Consider the following 14892-nt stretch of genomic DNA (forward strand, 5'->3'; position numbering starts at 1 on the left):
ACGCCCGGTCTCATTCCGAACCCGGAAGCTAAGCTCTCCAGCGCCGATGGTACTGCACTCGAAGGGGTGTGGGAGAGTAGGACGCCGCCGGAATCTACGTGTGAAAGGCCCGCCCCCTTTTCGGGGGGCGGGCCTTTTGCGTTTTTCGAGTGCGGCGGTATGGTCGTGCGCATGCCTGACAACGAGATGGATCCCGCAGCCAGCACTCAGATGTTCCGGGCTTTCGTCAACGAGGACCGCCCCGCGGCCCCCGGCGAACCGGCCCGACGCAGCACCCCGCCGGTGTTGTTGATCGCCGGTGTCGTGGTCGCGATCATCGTGGTCGCGATTGCCGTGCTCATTGCCGTGAGCTGACATACCGACGGGCGGGCCCCAATTGTTCGGGGTCCCGCCCGAGGTACGCGGTATGCGGTGAATCGATATTCATCGCATTGATGTTCACCGCCCGAAATGGCGCGTCAATGCGTCAAGGGGTCACGCCGAGGGCCAGAGTGCGACGACGCAACCGTCGTCCTCGCGCAGGCGAAGACCCTCGTCCACGTCGCGCAGGTAGTCGAACAGCGATGGCGGAGTACGCCAATCCTCGGCGAGGCGTGGGGCGAGCCCGGCCGTCGGTTGACCGAGAGCTTCGGCGAAGCCGCCGGTCATCATGACCAGGACGTCGGTCGGACGCCAGGTGGTCCGGCAGATGCGCAGCTGATCGTCGCCCGCCTGGTCGGGGATGGCGGCCGGGGCGGTCTCCGCCGTCGTGTCCCGGATTCCCAGCGGCGCGCGCCAGCCCCCCTGGGCCAGGCGGAGCACGGTGCTGTCGCCGAGCACGGCCATGTCGACCCGGTCGTCCTCCAGGGGATCCGCGGCGGTGACCAATATCGCCAGGCGCGTCGCGGGTTCGGAGCGGCCCAGCTCGTGCGCCCGGTCCGCGGTGGCGGCGAGTCGGGTGCGCAGGTCGTCCTCGACCTCGGCCTGCACGCCGGCCCAGTCCCAGTTCTCGTGTCGCTCGCGGGCGACCATCCTGGCGACGGTGCGGTAGGCGCTGCGGACCGCGATCTGGGCGGCGAGTTCGGACGCGTGCGCGTTGTCGACCCCGTCGCAGACGATCGCGATGGTCCAGCGCGCGCTGGGGTCCGGGCCGACCGCGAAGCAGTTCTGCCGCGGCAGGCCCTGTTGCTGGTGCAGTTCGCCGCGGACGCCGGCGGCGCGGACGTTCAACCGGCCGAGCCGGCCACCGTCGACGACCATGCCGCCGCCGTCGGCGAGGGCGGGTGGGGGCAACATGCGCAGCATCCTTCGCGGTACTTCGTCCCCGGCACTCTCGGCCGCCGGCCCGGGGCGGTAGGGGACGCGGGGGGCATCGGGCACCGGGATGAACGAGGTTCCCGGCTCGTCGTCGTCGTCCGATTCCGGTGCGGTCGCGGAGTCGAGCCGTCGAACATCGTCGGCGTCACCGCGGGGCGGCACCTTGTCGAGGGTGGTCGGCCGGTCGGACTCGGCCGCCGGGGCCGGCCTGTGCTTGGGGATCGGCGGGTAGGCCGGGCGGCGTTCGGACGACGGGCTCGGTCCCGGGTCGAGCGGATCGACCGGGTCCATCGGATCCGCGGGGGCGATGTCGTCTTCGGCGTCGGGCTGCCACCGGGGCGTCGGGTCCTCGCGGCGTCCCGGACGGGTGCTTCCGCGTGACGGCGGGAGTACGCCCTGCGGCCCGCGGTGCAGTCGGTCCGGTGGCATCGTGTCGCCGGGAATGGTGTCCGACATCGGCGTGCCGGGTGACGGCGACGAGCCGAGCATCACGTCTTCCCAGTGCGAGGAGCCGGTCCGCCGCCGAGTGCGTCCCGACGTCGGGGGCGGCGCCGAGTCATAGTCGGTGTCGTAGTCCGGGCCCTGGTCGTACACCCCGGCATCGGCCTCGTACGGATCGCGCCGCCCGAAGCCGGGCCGGCGGTCGTACGGATCCGGCTCGTCCTCCTCGGCCGGTGCGCCGAAGCCGAACCAGTTCGCGACCCGCCGCGCGCGGCCGGATCGGCGGCCGGGCTGATCCGGCGCCGAGTCCGGGTAACCGATCGGGCCCTCGGACGAGGCCCCGTTGCGGTCGTACTCCGAGTCGGGGCGGCGGTCGTAGTCCGGGTCGACCCGGCGGTCGTAGTCCGGATCCGGTCGGCGATCGTAGTCGGGATCGGGACGTTCGCGACCGACCGGTGCGGGACGTCGTGGACCCTGTGCTCGCGGGATGGGCTCGGCCGGCGAACCATCGCCGGGGGTGTGGCGCTTGCTGGTACCGTCCGGCACGGCTTCCTCCTTCGCCTCGGGCCGGCCGGCGAGCCGGTCCCGTCGTGTCGCCGGTGGGCGTGCGTCCTCCCACCCGTGCGACAAGTATCAACAGGTATAGCGTGCACGGCCCGTGCCCGTGTGCCCACGCGCGCGCATTGGTCCCCACTTTGCCCCAGGGTCGTCCCGACCACCGTGCGGACGGCGGGCTCCTACCCGGAATCCCGGTGCTCGGTACCTATTTGACGGCGTATCAGGGAAACTCCCGAGCACCGTGTCGGCGTTCCCCGTCCTGGCCGCGGATGTCCCGGATGCGGCGGTTGCGTCGGCCGCGTCACCAAGTGGGCGGGAAATACGGTCGGTTGGAGATCCCCGTGGCCGCCGGCAGCGACGAGCCGGCGGTGCCGGCGATGATGCGTTCGTCTCTCCATACGCCACCGTCTGGAGTGGGTGACCCGTCCTCACTACAGTGGTGCCCGGCGCGCGGTAGCAACGACCGGTTGTTTTCCAGGTGGTTCCCGCGCGCTTACGAGCACTTCCTCTTCGGGAGCACAACCGCATGCGCATACGCACCACCCGCCTCGCGACCATCGCCGTCACGGCGGCTCTCACGCTCGGCGGCTCCGTCGCGGTCACCTCGGCCCAGGCCTCGGCCGGCACGGGCGACAGCGACGCCAACGTCTCGGCCCGAGGCGGCCTCGGCATCGTCACGAGTGCGTCGGCCACGGCCAACGCGGACGGTACGTACACGGTCACCTGGACCGACCGCCGGCCCGGCCCGATGCACGTGTACGCGTCCACCGACGTGGACCGCTTCACCTCGCTCGTCGGGACCACCAACGGCAACTCGTTGACCGTGTCCGGCCTGGACCCGGCCAAGCGCTGGTACTTCAACATCACCCCGACCGGCCCGTTCGTAGGCATGGTCACCGCACCGCGCTCGCTCGGCCTGCAGAGCGCGCCGAACGCCCGCGACATCGGCGGCTACCGCACGAGCCGGGGCCTGACCGTCAAGTACGGCCAGGTCTTCCGCACCGACGCGCTCGGCAAGGCGACCGACGCGGACGTGGCCCGCCTCGCGAGCCTGGGCCTGGACGTGTCCGCGGACTTCCGTACGGACACCGAGATCGCCGCCAACGGCGTGAACAAGCTGCCCGCCGGCACCGTGGTCGAGAACCTGCCGATCGCCGACGGCAACCTGACCAACATCACCAACGCCGCGGTGGGCAGCCGGGATCCGATCAAGCAGCAGGAACTGCTGGGCAACGGCAAGGCCGCGGCCGCGCTGGAGAACATCTATCGGGGCTTCGTCGACGACCCGGCCCAGCGCGCGCAGTTCGCCACCGTGCTCCGGGACATCGCGGACGGAAAGTCGGTGATCTACAACTGCACGGCGGGCAAGGACCGCACCGGCTGGATGACCGCGGTCGTCCTGAAGGCGCTGGGTGTCGACGACGCCACCGTCTACGGCGACTACCTGGCCAGCAACGACAACCTCCGGGCCCGCAACGAGGGTACGAAGGCAGGTCTGAAGGCCGCCGGTCTGATGCAGGACCCGACCCTGATGGACCCGCTCCTGTACGTGCAGAAGTCGTACCTGGACACGGCGTTCGGCCAGGTGCGGAAGAAGTACGGCTCGTTCGACAACTACCTGCGCAAGGGTCTGAACATCGACCCGATCACGGAATACAAGCTCCGGGCCCGGCTCCTCGCCCTCTGAGCGACGCGACGCGACGCCCGGGCGGGTCCGAGCCCCCGGCCTCCGGGCTCGAGCCGGCGCCCGGCAAGGCCGCTGACGGATCGTCAGTGGCCTTGCCGGGCATCGGTCGAGGCGCGGGTCGAGGTCGGGACCGCTCAGGCGGACAGATCGGCGCGCAGGCGCGCCAGCGCGCGGGCCAGCAGGCGGGAGACGTGCATCTGCGAGATGCCGAGCCGCTCGCCGATCTGTGACTGCGTCATGTTGCCGAAGAAGCGCAGCATGATGATCTGCCGGTCGCGCGGACTCATCCGGGCGAGCAGCGGTCGCAGCGCCTCGCGGTACTCGACGCCGTCGAGCGCCTCGTCCTCCTGGCCGAGCCGGGCGATCAGCGCGTTGTCGCGATCGTCGTCGAGGTCGTGTGCGTCCAGCGACGCGGGGGAGTAGGCGTTCGCCGCCTCCATGCCCTCGAGGATCTCCTCGACCGTCAGGTTCAGGTGCTTGGCCAGCTCGACCACCGTCGGGGCACGGTCGTACTTGTGGTTGAACTGCTCGGTGGCCTCGGCCAGGGCCAGGCGCAGCTCCTGGAGCCGGCGGGGCACCCGCACGCTCCACGAGGTGTCCCGGAAGAAGCGCTTGATCTCGCCGATGATGGTCGGCACGGCGTAGGTGGGGAACTCGACGCCGCGATGCGGGTCGAAGCGGTCTATCGCCTTGATCAGCCCGATGGTGCCCACCTGGAGCACGTCCTCGTACTGGTCCGTGCGACTGCGGAAGCGGTTGGCCGCGAAGCGCACCAGGGGCAGGTTCAGCTCGACCAGGGTGCTGCGCACGTAGGCGTGCTCGGCCGATCCCTCGACGACATCGGTGAGGCGGAGCAGGAGGGTTCGGGACAGCGTGCGCGTGTCCTGAGGGGTGTCGGTGCCGGAACCCCTGACCGCGCGGGCGCGGGGGATGCCGGTACGGGGAAGGCGCGCGGGCGCGGCGCGGTCGGCGGTCGAGCCGGCCGTGCCCTCGTGGGAAGCATCTCGCAGCAGCACTGGAGAGCCCACCTCCTCGTCGGTCCTGGAGCGGAACCTGGCCGCTGCCGGCCATGGTGGAACGGCAGCCGTCGTTCGGTAGCCCCTTACCGGCGAGGGGAACCGCCCCAAACCCCTTGCGACATCCCCGATTTGTCAGGTGATGCGGGTGTATCTAGCGGCATGTCGACAGTACGAAAGCCGCGAATCACCGCAAAGAAAATTCGAGGTTTTACCAGCCGTTTCGCGTTACTCGCCGGTTCTGCCGATTAGTCGACACCGGGATCGACGCCGGGACCGAACAGCTGATCGCACACTTTGAGGTAGACCGCGTCGGGTCGGGGGACGAACCCGACCTCCTTGAGAGGTTGATCCTGCCCGGCCGACTCCATCACGAACGTCCCGTGCCCGAGTATTCGGCCGCCCGGTGTGCGCCGGTAGCTCATGTCGGTCACCTTGGTCAGCGGCATCATGTTGACCTTCTTGGCGATCAGCCCGGTGGTCAGGATGATCCGCTTGTCGGTCACGATGAAGTAGTCGTTGCGCCAGGTGAGCACGTGTACCGAGCACCACAGCAGGAGCCCGGCCCCGATCGGCCACACGCCGTAGTGCACGGCCAGGTTCTCGGCCGGGAAGTACACGAGCAGCGCGATGAGCAGGATCAGTCCGAGCGCGGTGGTCGCCAGCGGGCGCAGGATGATCGCCCAGTGCCGGCGCACGGCTATCGCGCAGATCTCGGTCGGCAGCAGGTAGCGACGTATCGCGTGCGGGTCGATGGTGGAGCCGGTGACCGGCCCCGCCCCCACCTCTCGACGTGCGCGCCTCAGCTCGCCCAGCCGCTGATCGTGTCGCCGCACCACTTGGCGGCGGACGACATCGCCTGGAACCACTGCGCGACGAGGTCGGAGGCCTTTTCCGGCGTGGCGATGATCGTGTAGATGACGAAAACGATCAGGAGCAGCGTCAGGATCCTCTTGGTCTGCGCCTGCATGTCCTCGCCTCCCCGATTGAGGTATCGGGGAGAAACAATAGGGGAGAGGGAGCGGCCGCGGGGGGACCGGCCACTCTCTCTCCCCTGTGGGACCCCCGCCGGAGCAAAGGTGGGTCGTACCTTCGCAGCATCGGCAAACAGTCCCGGGGTGCCTGCGGGGCTCCTGCCCAGCCCCGGGCACACCTCCAGCATGCGCCGAGGCATGCCGCCGCGCATCCGGCGTTCGGCCTGACGGGGAAGGGCCTTGCTCCCGTGCGGGAACCGCGAGCGGGATCGACCTCGGACGGCGGTATGCCAGGCCGGTGCCGCTCTAGCCGGCGGTGCCGTACAGCCGGTCGCCGGCGTCGCCGAGGCCCGGCACGATGTAGCCGTGCTCGTTGAGGCGTTCGTCGATCGAGGCGGTCACGACGGTGACGTTGGCCTGCGTGTCCTGGAACGCCTCCTGCATCACCTTGACCCCCTCGGGGGCGGCGAGCAGGCAGATCGCGGTCACGTCGTGCGCGCCGCGCTCCAGGAGGAGCTTGGTGGCCGCGATCAGCGTGCCGCCGGTGGCCAGCATCGGGTCCAGTACGTACGCCTGCCGGCCGCTGAGGTCGTCGGGCATCCGGGTGGCGTAGGTCGACGGTTCGAGGGTGTCCTCGTTGCGGATCATGCCGAGGAAACCGACCTCGGCGGTGGGCAGCAGCCGCACCATGCCGTCGAGCATGCCCAGGCCGGCCCGCAGGATCGGCACCACCAGGGGCCGCGGGTAGGAGAGCTTGACGCCGGTGGTCTCGCTGACCGGCGTGCTGATCGCCACCGGATCGACGCGTACCCCGCGGGTCGCCTCGTAGGCGAGCAGCGTGACCAGTTCGTCGGCGAGCCTCCGGAAGGTCGGCGAGTCGGTGCGCCGGTCGCGCAGGGTGGAGAGCTTGTGGGCCACCAGAGGATGGTCGACGACGTGAATCCGCATGCTGCGACATTAGCCGTTTGGCCTGCCCGGCGGCCCTGCGGGGTTGTCGGATTCGGGCTGTCTTCGGCGGCATTCGTCGGCCGTGCGGACGGTCCGACTCGGGTGCATGCGGGAATGTCGGGCGAATTGTGATTGTTACACCCATTTGTGAATGCCCTTCCGGTGTGGTCTGCCGGAGGGATGACTGAGCCGGCGTGTCCCGGGAACTACAGCCACGTCGGTTTCGGCGGCCTTTCGAGTCCTGGGGCGTGGTGATGGAGAGTCGGGAACCTCGAACGACGGCGGCCCAGCGTCGCGAGGAGGAGGCGGCCCGGCGGCGCCGCCGCACGCTTTTCCTGCGCGAACTGGCCGAGGCGCGCGAGTTGCGAGCCCGCATCCAGCCGCGACGCGCGCGCAACGAGCGGCTACGACAGATGATGCGGATGCGTACGTTCCGTTACTGAATGCGAGCGATCCTCGATCGTCTCGGCGACCTTGTTCGGCAACGTGCGCCAATTCCCGTCGTCGTGGTCCGGTATCTGCCACGATGCGAGGGACAACGCCGAAGCGAACGATCTTGGAGAGTCCCGTGGCGTACTTCGCCGCAGTGCTCGTACGTACAGACGAGCAGTGGGAGGCCCGTGAAGCCGACCTCGACGATGTCGAGGACTCGGCGGGGATGACCGCGCTGGCACGGTCGGCGGCGGTGGACGACGAACCGGTGCTTCTGTTCGTCGAACAGGAGGACACCTGGTTCGCGGTCGTCCGAGTGGACGGTGAGGAGGACCCGCGAATCTACGTCTCCGACGTGGCCGCGGTCTCCCGCAGCGCCTACGCGGACGCGTTGCTGACGGCCGACGTGCTGGACGGCCTGGAGGAGGACGACGAGGCCGTGCTGCCGCCCGGCCCCGCGGGCGACGAGACGGTGCTCGTGGACCTGGGGGTGTCGGCCCAGTTGCTGGCCGACCTCGCGGGCGAGGCGGGTCTGCCGGCGGACGCGATCGCGGTGATAGCGGAACGTCTGGGCTGCGCGGACGAGTTGGAGACGGTCCGCTGAGCACGATGCCCCTGCCGGTGCCCGAGCCCCCGTTCGACCCCGCGCTTCGTCGGTACGAGCCCGCCATGCGGCTGGCCCTGGCCGAGGCGGCCCTGGCGGTCGACACCGGGGATGTGCCGGTGGGGTGCGTGGTGCTCGGCCCGGACGGCGCGGTGCTCGGCCGCGGCCGCAACGAACGCGAGGCGCACGGCGACCCGACGGCGCACGCGGAGATCCTCGCCCTGCGCGAGGCCGCCAAGGCCGTCGGGGAATGGCGCCTGTCCGGCTGCACCCTGGTGGTCACCCTGGAGCCCTGCACGATGTGCGCGGGCGCGATCGTGCTGGCCCGGGTGGACCGGGTGGTCTTCGGCGCCTGGGACCCCAAGGCCGGCGCCGCAGGCTCGCTGTGGGACGTGCTGCGCGACCGGGGCCTGAACCACCACCCCGAGGTGGTCGGCGGCGTCGCGGCGGCGGACTGCACCGCCGTCCTGCGCGACTTCTTCACCCACACCCGCTCCCCGGAATCCGGTGACGAAGCACAGCCCGGCATCCGGTAAGCTCTCTCTCGGTAGCGTGTCCGAGTGGCCTAAGGAGCACGCCTCGAAAGCGTGTGATGGTGCAAGCTATCCGTGGGTTCAAATCCCACCGCTACCGCTCTTGAGCAGGACATACGAAGGACCCGACCGCACGCGGTCGGGTCCTTCGTCGTTCGTGGTCCCGGGTTTGGGCTCGGTTCGTCCTCGTGGGCCTGCGGTCAGGCGGGGACGGACTCCAGGTCGGTGCCGTCGAAGGGTGGGTAGTTCTCGTCGCCCGTTCGCTCGGCCGCGTCGATGTAGGCGGCGAGCGCGTCGCGGGACTGGGCGAGTCGGTCCATCTGATCCTCCAGGCGCCGCAGCCGGGACCGCATCGCGGTCAGCAGTTCCATACACCCGGGCAGCTCCGGGGCCTCGCCGACCGCGCAGGGCAGCAGGTACGCGATGTCCTCGGAGGACAGACCGGCGCCGAGCAGGTGGCGGATCTGCTTCACCCGCAGCAGGGCGTTCTCGTCGTACTCGCGGTAGCCGTTCGCGCGGCGGTCCGCTTCCAGCAGGCCCTGGGCCTCGTAGTAGCGCAACTGATGGGCGTGGACGCCTGTGCGGCGACTCAGTTCTCCGATCCGCATGAACACCTCACTTGACCTTCACACCGGTATCAACGTTGACGATGCTGCCATGAACAACGAAACCGCTGCCCCCGTGACCGTCATCGGACTCGGCCTGATGGGCCGGGCACTCGCCGGCGCGTTCCTGAAGGCCGGCCATCCCACCACCGTGTGGAACCGTACGACCGCCAAGGCCGAGACGTTGGTCGCCGAGGGTGCCCGCCTGGCGCCGACCGTCGGCGACGCGCTCGGGGCGAGCCCCCTGACGATCGTCTGCGTCACCGACTACCCGGCCATGTACGAACTGCTCGGCGCGAACGAGGCCGCGTTGCGCGGCACGATGTTGATCAACCTCACCTCGGGCGACTCGGCCCAGGCCCGGGAGGCCGCCCGGTGGGCCGAGTCGCGTGGCGCCCGATACCTGGACGGCGCCATCATGGCCATCCCGTCGGGGATCGGGACCGCCGAGGCGATGATCTTGCACAGCGGGCCGCAGGCGGACTTCGAGGCGCACGAGACGACGCTCGGGGCGCTCGGCACGGTCACCCACCTGGGCGCGGACCACGGGTTGGCGTCCCTGTACGACGTGGCCGGCCTGGCCATGATGTGGAGTGTCCTGAACGCCTGGCTCCAGGGCACCGCGATGCTCAGGACGGCCGGTGTCGACGCCGCGACGTACGCGCCGTTCGCGCGGCAGATAGCCGCCGGGGTGGCCGAATGGTTGCCCGGGTACGCCGAGCAGATCGACCGCGGCTCCTTCCCGGCCGAGGTGTCGGCCCTGGAGACCGACGCGCGGGCGATGACCCACCTGATCGAGGAGAGCGAGGCGCTGGGCGTCAACGCCGAGCTGCCGAAGTTGTTCAAGGCGATGGCAGACCGCTCGATCGCCGCCGGACACGGCGGGGAGCAGTATCCCGTGCTGATCGAAGAGTTCGGCAAGCCCGGCAACGGCTGACCGACGCCGGCCCCGGCGCGCCGCTGCCGCCCTCGTCGGGTGCGGGGCGGCAGCGGGTGAGGCCCTCGGACGGGGCCTTCGGGTGTCGTCGGGTGGTCAGCAGCCCGGCGGGGCGCTCGCGGGCGGTGGGGGCGGCGGGGCCAGGATCGCGGCGGCCTGCTCCGGGGTGGCCAGGTCGGTCCACCCGTCACCGATCACCAGGTCGACCGAGCCGTCGGTGCGCTGGTCCTCCTTGTCGGTGCTCGCCGCCACCTGGGCCGCGACCACCTTCGCCGGGGTGGCGCCGGGGAAGCCGTGGCGGATCTCGGCGGTCGCGGCGATCGGCTGGTTCAGCGGATCGTTGGTCACCTTGCCGATGGTGAAGCCGCGTACCTTGAGCGCGTCGGAGACGGTCTTGGCCAGGCCCGTGCGCTTGGTCGCGTTGTAGACGTTCACCGTGATCGTCTTGGGCTCGGGCAGCGCCTCGGGCGGGGCGGTCGGCGGGGCCGAAGCCGTCGGGGACGGGCAGGCGGCAGCCTTGGTGTCCTTGTCGTCGGACGTGAAGTGGTACACGCCCCAGCCGGCCGTGGCCAGTACGACCAGCCCGACCACGATCGCGATGACGACGGGCATGCGTCGCCTGCGCCGCGTCATGCGCGGATACAGCTTGCCAGTGATCTTGTACTGGCCTCCCATGCCGCGGGGAGTGAGCATGCTCATCGATGTGCCCCCGTCCTCCTCCTGCACGGCATGGCCGTGATCCCGGTCGCCATGGAGTCGAGGTTAGCGCCGACCTGGCGCCTTGCGTATCGGGGCAGGGCCGTACGCGCGACGACCACCTGATCGGGCCGCCGAGGTTGCGCGCTCAGCCGAGTTCGAGCACGCGCGCGTGCAGCACCTGGCGCTGTTGTAGGGCGGCCCGGACCGCGCGATGGAGTCCGTCCTCCAGGTACAGGTCGCCCTCCCATTTCACGACGTGCGCGAAGAGATCGCCGTAGAAGGTCGAGTCCTCGGCGAGCAGCGTGTCGAGGTCGAGTTGCCGCTTCGTCGTGATGAGTTGGTCCAGACGCACGGGCCGCGGGGCGATGTCGGCCCATTGCCGGGCACCCGACCTCCCGTGGTCCGGGTACGGTTTGCCGTCACCGATCCGCTTGAAGATCACAGGCTCAGCCTACCGGGATCGAGGTCCCCGAACCCCCACCCGGCGCCGATGAGAGGGATGGAGGGTGCGGATCGGGCCGGCTCGGATGGCCGATCGGCAGGGGCAATCGGGATATTTCTTGTCCTATCGGTGTATTCGCCTTCCGCATCTCGGCGAGCGGAGGAGCGGATGAGCGAGCAGGACGACACGATCGCGACCATCGCGGCGGGGTACACCTTCACCGGACCCGCGCTGGAACTGGGCGCGGCCGTCGTCGAGGGCGTCGCGCACGCGCAGGCTCCGGTACGCGTCCCGCTCGCGGTGCTCAATCGGCACGGCCTGGTCGCGGGCGCGACCGGCACCGGCAAGACGAAGACGCTGCAACTGATCGCGGAGCAACTGTCCGCACAGGGCGTGCCGGTCTTCCTCGCCGACATCAAGGGCGACCTCTCCGGCATCTCCGCGCCGGGCGAGCCGAGCGACCGGACCGCCGCGCGCGCGGCCGAGGTCGGCCAGGACTGGCAACCCGCCGGATGCCCGGCCGAGTTCTACGCGCTCGGCGGGATCGGACCGGGAGTGCCGATCCGGGCCACCATCACCGACTTCGGGCCGACCCTGCTGGCCAAGGTGCTGGACCTGAACGAGACGCAGGAGTCCTCGCTCGGCCTGATCTTCCACTTCGCCGATCAGCGGGGGCTGGAACTGGTCGACCTCAAGGACCTGCGCGCGGTGATCCAGTACCTGACGGACGATCAGGGCAAGGCCGAGCTCAAGGCGATCGGTGGGCTGTCCGCCGCCACCGCCGGGGTGATCCTGCGCGCGCTGATCACGTTGGACAACAACGGCGGCGGGGCGTTCTTCGGCGAACCGGACTTCGACACGGCCGATCTGCTGCGCACCACCCCCGACGGGCGCGGTCTGGTCTCGGTGCTCGAACTCGCCGCGGTGCAGGACAAGCCGCAGTTGTTCTCCACGTTCCTGATGTGGCTGCTCGCCGACTTGTTCCACGATCTGCCGGAGGTCGGCGACCCGGATCGGCCGCGCCTGGTGTTCTTCTTCGACGAGGCGCACCTGCTGTTCACCGGTGCCTCGAAGGCGTTCCTGACCGCGATCACCCAGACCGTACGGCTGATCCGGTCCAAGGGGGTGGGCATCTTCTTCGTCACCCAGACGCCGCGGGACGTGCCCGGCGACGTGTTGTCCCAGTTGGGCAACCGGGTACAACACGCGCTGCGCGCGTTCACTCCCGAGGACGCCAAGGCGCTCAAGGCCACCGTGTCCACGTTCCCGCGCTCGGGCTACGACCTGGACGCGGTGCTGACCCAGGCGGGCACCGGCGAGGCCGTGGTCACCGTGCTCGGCGAGAAGGGCGCGCCGACGCCGGTGGCCTGGACCCGGCTGCGGGCCCCGGTGTCCTTGATGGCCCCGATCCCGGCGGAGGCCCTGCGGGCGGTCGTCGACAAATCGCCGCTGTTCGCCAAGTACGGTACGGCGGTCGATCGGGAGTCGGCGTACGAGAAGTTGACGGCAGCTCAGGCGCCGCCGGCCGAACCGGAGTCGGCGGCGGTGCCCGAACGGGCGGCCGAGTCCGAGCCGGAGGGCCGGCGCGGGCGCGGGGAGAAGCCCAAGTCCGGGATGGTCGAGCAGGTGATGGGCAACTCGGTGGTGAAGTCCGTGCTGCGCTCGATGGGCACGCAGATCGGCCGGGAAATCACCCGCAGCCTGTTCGGCACCGCCCGCCGCAAGCGCTGACGGGCGGGCCGGGGCTCGGCCGATCCCGCTTCTCGGGACCGCTTTTCAGGGACCGGATCTCCGAGACCGCTTTTCCCGGGTCTACTTCCTCGGCATCTTCGCGAACGCCTCGATCCAGAACCGCTGCTTGTCCACGGACTGGCCGACCAGGTAGCTCGAGCGCAGCTTGGGCGGCAGGCCGGCCAGCAACTGCGCCACGGTGTCCAGGTGTTCGCGGAGCTGGCTCAACTCGGCGTTGGCCAGTACCTGGTGCACGATGTCGGTGTCGTCGGTGCCCTCGCCCGACTCCTCGTTGGCCGCCTCCAACCGCCGCACCCACTCGGCCAGATTGGCCGAGATGTCACCCAGGCCGGTGGCCGGGTTCTCCGCGAAGCGGGCCTCCAGGGCGTTCAGCGGCACCGGCGCGTACTCGCCGTCGCCGAGGTAGACCTTGGCCATCTCCAACGGCAGATCGCGCTTGTGCAGCTTGATCAACCGCTCCAGGGTGCGCTTGGTGATCCAGTCCCGGCCCTCGTCGTCGATGTCGTTCTTCCACCACTCCAGGACCGTCTCGGCGACCGGACCGTAGGTGCTGATCAACCACTCGTTGGCCGGGATGTCCTCGGGACGGATGGTCAGCGACGCGGTGAACCGGGTCGCCTGCGCGATGTTGTTGCGCGAGACGAGCATCTTGCGGCCGAGGTGGTACGGCGGGTTCTGCAACGCGATCTGGGCGCGCAGGCCGGGGATCGGGCGGCCCGCGATGGACCACTCCTGGGTCACCTCCATCAGCTTGGCGAAGGTCGACTTGTCCTTGGGCCGGTTGTACTCGTCCCAGACGATCACCTTGGCGCCGGGATCGGTGAACTTGGCCGCGAGCAGGTTCTCCAGCGAGCCGTCCGGGGTGGGCACCGGCGCGCACAGGTCCTCGACGTTGGTCACCGGCAGGGAGAAGTAGAGCGGGTCGTGGCCGAGTTCGGCGCGCACCACGTCGCGCACCACCTCGGTCTTGCCGCACCCGGGCGGGCCCTGGATCAGCACCGACCAGCGGCGGTGGATCGCCTCGCGGACGATCCGGCGCACCGCGTCCGGTGTCTGGTCGGGGTTGCGCACGTTCAGGCCCGCGGCGATCCGGTCGAGCACCTCGTCGGTGCGGTCCGGGCCGGGCGAGCCGTCCTTCTTGGTCTCGGTCAGCGCGAGCCGGTCGCCGTTGACCAACGGCAGCCCCCACACCAGCGGGAAGCCGGCCAGCGCGCAGTCGATCACGTGCTCCAGGGTGCGCGGGGACACCAGTTGGCGCAGTGCCGGGGACAGGCTCGTCCAGACCTGGAACACCGGGGTCAGGTCGGTGCCGGCGAAGCGCTCGGCGAGCTTGAACCGCCACGCGGTGTCGGTCGCGGTGATCTTGACCGTGACCATCCGGTCCAGGATGGCCAGGTCGGTGCGCCGGGTCGCGGTCTCGGCCAGCGACTCGTTGTCGGTGAGGAAGACGCCCACGCAGCCCAGTTCGCGCAGGTCGTGTTCGCCGAGCGTCCAGTTGCAGGCTATTTGCATCAGTTGCGACTGGATCGTCTCGCCCGCCTGCAACGCGTCGTCGATCAGCAGCACGAACCGCTTACCGGGCCGCAGTTGACGCATGATCAACTGACGCAGCACCAGTTCCCCGGTGCGCTCGTCCCGGACGGGCGCGTTGATCAGCAGATCGTCGGGGGTCAGGTTGGCGGCGGGTACGAAGACCAGGACCGTGTCGTCGTGCCGGTCGGGGATGTGGCTGAAGAACGTCGCCGTCTTGCCGATTCCGTGCTCGCCGAAGATCTGGCCGGTCTGGCCGAGGTCGATCATCGCGTCGATGAACTCCTCCAGCTTGGACACGCCCTTCCAGCCCTTGGGGCGTTCGGGGTAGGTGGCGGTGGCCTTCCACTTGGGCTCGGCCGCGGGGCGTCCGGCGCGCGTGGTGTCGGCGGTGATCGTCATGGTTCCTTCCGGGTGCTGCGCACGGCGTGCTGCGGA

The 14892-nt window shown here is 70.0% G+C and carries 16 protein-coding genes, 1 tRNA gene and 1 rRNA gene; 9 read left to right on the forward strand and 9 right to left on the reverse strand.

Annotated features, from left to right (window positions below):
* Positions 1–93 (forward strand): 5S ribosomal RNA (gene rrf, locus ACIBSV_RS24745); the annotation flags it as partial.
* A 78-nt stretch (positions 94–171) separates the two neighbouring features.
* Positions 172–354, forward strand: a complete 183-nt coding sequence (locus tag ACIBSV_RS24750; protein ID WP_395866537.1) for a hypothetical protein — start codon at positions 172–174, stop codon at positions 352–354.
* A 120-nt stretch (positions 355–474) separates the two neighbouring features.
* Here ACIBSV_RS24750 and ACIBSV_RS24755 read toward each other — a convergent pair whose 3' ends face one another.
* On the reverse strand, positions 475–2283 hold the full coding sequence (locus ACIBSV_RS24755; protein WP_395866539.1) for a protein phosphatase 2C domain-containing protein: 1809 nt from the start codon (positions 2281–2283) through the stop codon (positions 475–477).
* Between the two features lie 538 nt (positions 2284–2821).
* On the opposite strand from ACIBSV_RS24755, the gene ACIBSV_RS24760 reads away from it, so the two are divergent.
* Positions 2822–3982 (forward strand): tyrosine-protein phosphatase, encoded by a 1161-nt coding sequence (locus tag ACIBSV_RS24760; RefSeq protein ID WP_395866541.1) that lies wholly within the window; start codon positions 2822–2824, stop codon positions 3980–3982.
* Between the two features lie 134 nt (positions 3983–4116).
* Here ACIBSV_RS24760 and ACIBSV_RS24765 read toward each other — a convergent pair whose 3' ends face one another.
* From ACIBSV_RS24765 to upp, 4 genes are all read right to left on the reverse strand, one after another.
* Positions 4117–4998 carry a SigB/SigF/SigG family RNA polymerase sigma factor gene (locus ACIBSV_RS24765; protein ID WP_161362103.1) on the reverse strand — a complete coding sequence of 294 codons (882 nt, stop codon included), beginning with the start codon at positions 4996–4998 and terminating at the stop codon, positions 4117–4119.
* A 248-nt stretch (positions 4999–5246) separates the two neighbouring features.
* Positions 5247–5783 (reverse strand): PH domain-containing protein, encoded by a 537-nt coding sequence (locus ACIBSV_RS24770; protein ID WP_395866543.1) that lies wholly within the window; start codon positions 5781–5783, stop codon positions 5247–5249.
* 17 nt (positions 5784–5800) lie between these two features.
* Complete coding sequence (locus ACIBSV_RS24775; protein WP_395866545.1) at positions 5801–5968, reverse strand: hypothetical protein; 168 nt, start codon at positions 5966–5968, stop codon at positions 5801–5803.
* A gap of 310 nt (positions 5969–6278) precedes the next feature.
* Entirely contained in the window at positions 6279–6920 is a 642-nt protein-coding gene (gene upp, locus ACIBSV_RS24780) for a uracil phosphoribosyltransferase (RefSeq protein WP_395866547.1), read from the reverse strand.
* 254 nt (positions 6921–7174) lie between these two features.
* Between upp and ACIBSV_RS24785 the strand changes: the two genes are divergently transcribed.
* The 4 genes from ACIBSV_RS24785 to ACIBSV_RS24800 all read left to right on the forward strand — a co-directional run bounded on the left by ACIBSV_RS24785 (position 7175) and on the right by ACIBSV_RS24800 (position 8589).
* Positions 7175–7363 carry a hypothetical protein gene (locus ACIBSV_RS24785; protein WP_395866549.1) on the forward strand — a complete coding sequence of 63 codons (189 nt, stop codon included), beginning with the start codon at positions 7175–7177 and terminating at the stop codon, positions 7361–7363.
* A 125-nt stretch (positions 7364–7488) separates the two neighbouring features.
* Positions 7489–7956 (forward strand): tRNA adenosine deaminase-associated protein, encoded by a 468-nt coding sequence (locus ACIBSV_RS24790; RefSeq protein ID WP_355534957.1) that lies wholly within the window; start codon positions 7489–7491, stop codon positions 7954–7956.
* A 5-nt stretch (positions 7957–7961) separates the two neighbouring features.
* Positions 7962–8492 (forward strand): tRNA adenosine(34) deaminase TadA, encoded by a 531-nt coding sequence (tadA, locus tag ACIBSV_RS24795; protein ID WP_395866551.1) that lies wholly within the window; start codon positions 7962–7964, stop codon positions 8490–8492.
* Between the two features lie 10 nt (positions 8493–8502).
* A tRNA-Ser gene (locus tag ACIBSV_RS24800) sits at positions 8503–8589 on the forward strand.
* 100 nt (positions 8590–8689) lie between these two features.
* On the opposite strand, the gene ACIBSV_RS24805 is transcribed toward ACIBSV_RS24800, so the two are convergent.
* Complete coding sequence (locus ACIBSV_RS24805; protein ID WP_395866553.1) at positions 8690–9097, reverse strand: MerR family transcriptional regulator; 408 nt, start codon at positions 9095–9097, stop codon at positions 8690–8692.
* Positions 9098–9146: 49 nt separating this feature from the next.
* Between ACIBSV_RS24805 and ACIBSV_RS24810 the strand changes: the two genes are divergently transcribed.
* Positions 9147–10031, forward strand: coding sequence for an NAD(P)-dependent oxidoreductase (locus ACIBSV_RS24810; RefSeq protein WP_395866555.1), 885 nt, complete (start codon positions 9147–9149; stop codon positions 10029–10031).
* Between the two features lie 96 nt (positions 10032–10127).
* Here ACIBSV_RS24810 and ACIBSV_RS24815 read toward each other — a convergent pair whose 3' ends face one another.
* Together ACIBSV_RS24815 and ACIBSV_RS24820 are read right to left on the reverse strand one after the other, a co-directional pair.
* Complete coding sequence (locus ACIBSV_RS24815; protein ID WP_395866556.1) at positions 10128–10730, reverse strand: LytR C-terminal domain-containing protein; 603 nt, start codon at positions 10728–10730, stop codon at positions 10128–10130.
* A gap of 145 nt (positions 10731–10875) precedes the next feature.
* Complete coding sequence (locus ACIBSV_RS24820) at positions 10876–11172, reverse strand: type II toxin-antitoxin system VapB family antitoxin (RefSeq protein ID WP_395866557.1); 297 nt, start codon at positions 11170–11172, stop codon at positions 10876–10878.
* Positions 11173–11340: 168 nt separating this feature from the next.
* On the opposite strand from ACIBSV_RS24820, the gene ACIBSV_RS24825 reads away from it, so the two are divergent.
* Complete coding sequence (locus ACIBSV_RS24825) at positions 11341–12903, forward strand: helicase HerA-like domain-containing protein (RefSeq protein ID WP_395866558.1); 1563 nt, start codon at positions 11341–11343, stop codon at positions 12901–12903.
* Positions 12904–12984: 81 nt separating this feature from the next.
* Here ACIBSV_RS24825 and ACIBSV_RS24830 read toward each other — a convergent pair whose 3' ends face one another.
* Positions 12985–14856 carry an AAA family ATPase gene (locus ACIBSV_RS24830; RefSeq protein WP_395866560.1) on the reverse strand — a complete coding sequence of 624 codons (1872 nt, stop codon included), beginning with the start codon at positions 14854–14856 and terminating at the stop codon, positions 12985–12987.
* Positions 14857–14892: the final 36 nt, after the last annotated feature.

The organism is Embleya sp. NPDC050154 (genome assembly GCF_044460165.1).
Classification (GTDB): Bacteria; Actinomycetota; Actinomycetes; order Streptomycetales; family Streptomycetaceae; genus Embleya.

Bases quoted from the DNA above. Each gene is read 5' to 3' on its own strand.
- tadA (WP_395866551.1), top strand. From the start codon at position 7,962: ATGCCCCTGCCGGTGCCCGAGCCCCCGTTCGACCCCGCGCTTCGTCGG.
- ACIBSV_RS24775 (WP_395866545.1), bottom strand. From the start codon at position 5,968: ATGCAGGCGCAGACCAAGAGGATCCTGACGCTGCTCCTGATCGTTTTC.
- ACIBSV_RS24750 (WP_395866537.1), top strand. From the start codon at position 172: ATGCCTGACAACGAGATGGATCCCGCAGCCAGCACTCAGATGTTCCGG.
- ACIBSV_RS24810 (WP_395866555.1), top strand. From the start codon at position 9,147: ATGAACAACGAAACCGCTGCCCCCGTGACCGTCATCGGACTCGGCCTG.
- ACIBSV_RS24815 (WP_395866556.1), bottom strand. From the start codon at position 10,730: ATGAGCATGCTCACTCCCCGCGGCATGGGAGGCCAGTACAAGATCACT.
- ACIBSV_RS24805 (WP_395866553.1), bottom strand. From the start codon at position 9,097: ATGCGGATCGGAGAACTGAGTCGCCGCACAGGCGTCCACGCCCATCAG.
- upp (WP_395866547.1), bottom strand. From the start codon at position 6,920: ATGCGGATTCACGTCGTCGACCATCCTCTGGTGGCCCACAAGCTCTCC.
- ACIBSV_RS24825 (WP_395866558.1), top strand. From the start codon at position 11,341: ATGAGCGAGCAGGACGACACGATCGCGACCATCGCGGCGGGGTACACC.
- ACIBSV_RS24760 (WP_395866541.1), top strand. From the start codon at position 2,822: ATGCGCATACGCACCACCCGCCTCGCGACCATCGCCGTCACGGCGGCT.
- ACIBSV_RS24785 (WP_395866549.1), top strand. From the start codon at position 7,175: ATGGAGAGTCGGGAACCTCGAACGACGGCGGCCCAGCGTCGCGAGGAG.
- ACIBSV_RS24830 (WP_395866560.1), bottom strand. From the start codon at position 14,856: ATGACGATCACCGCCGACACCACGCGCGCCGGACGCCCCGCGGCCGAG.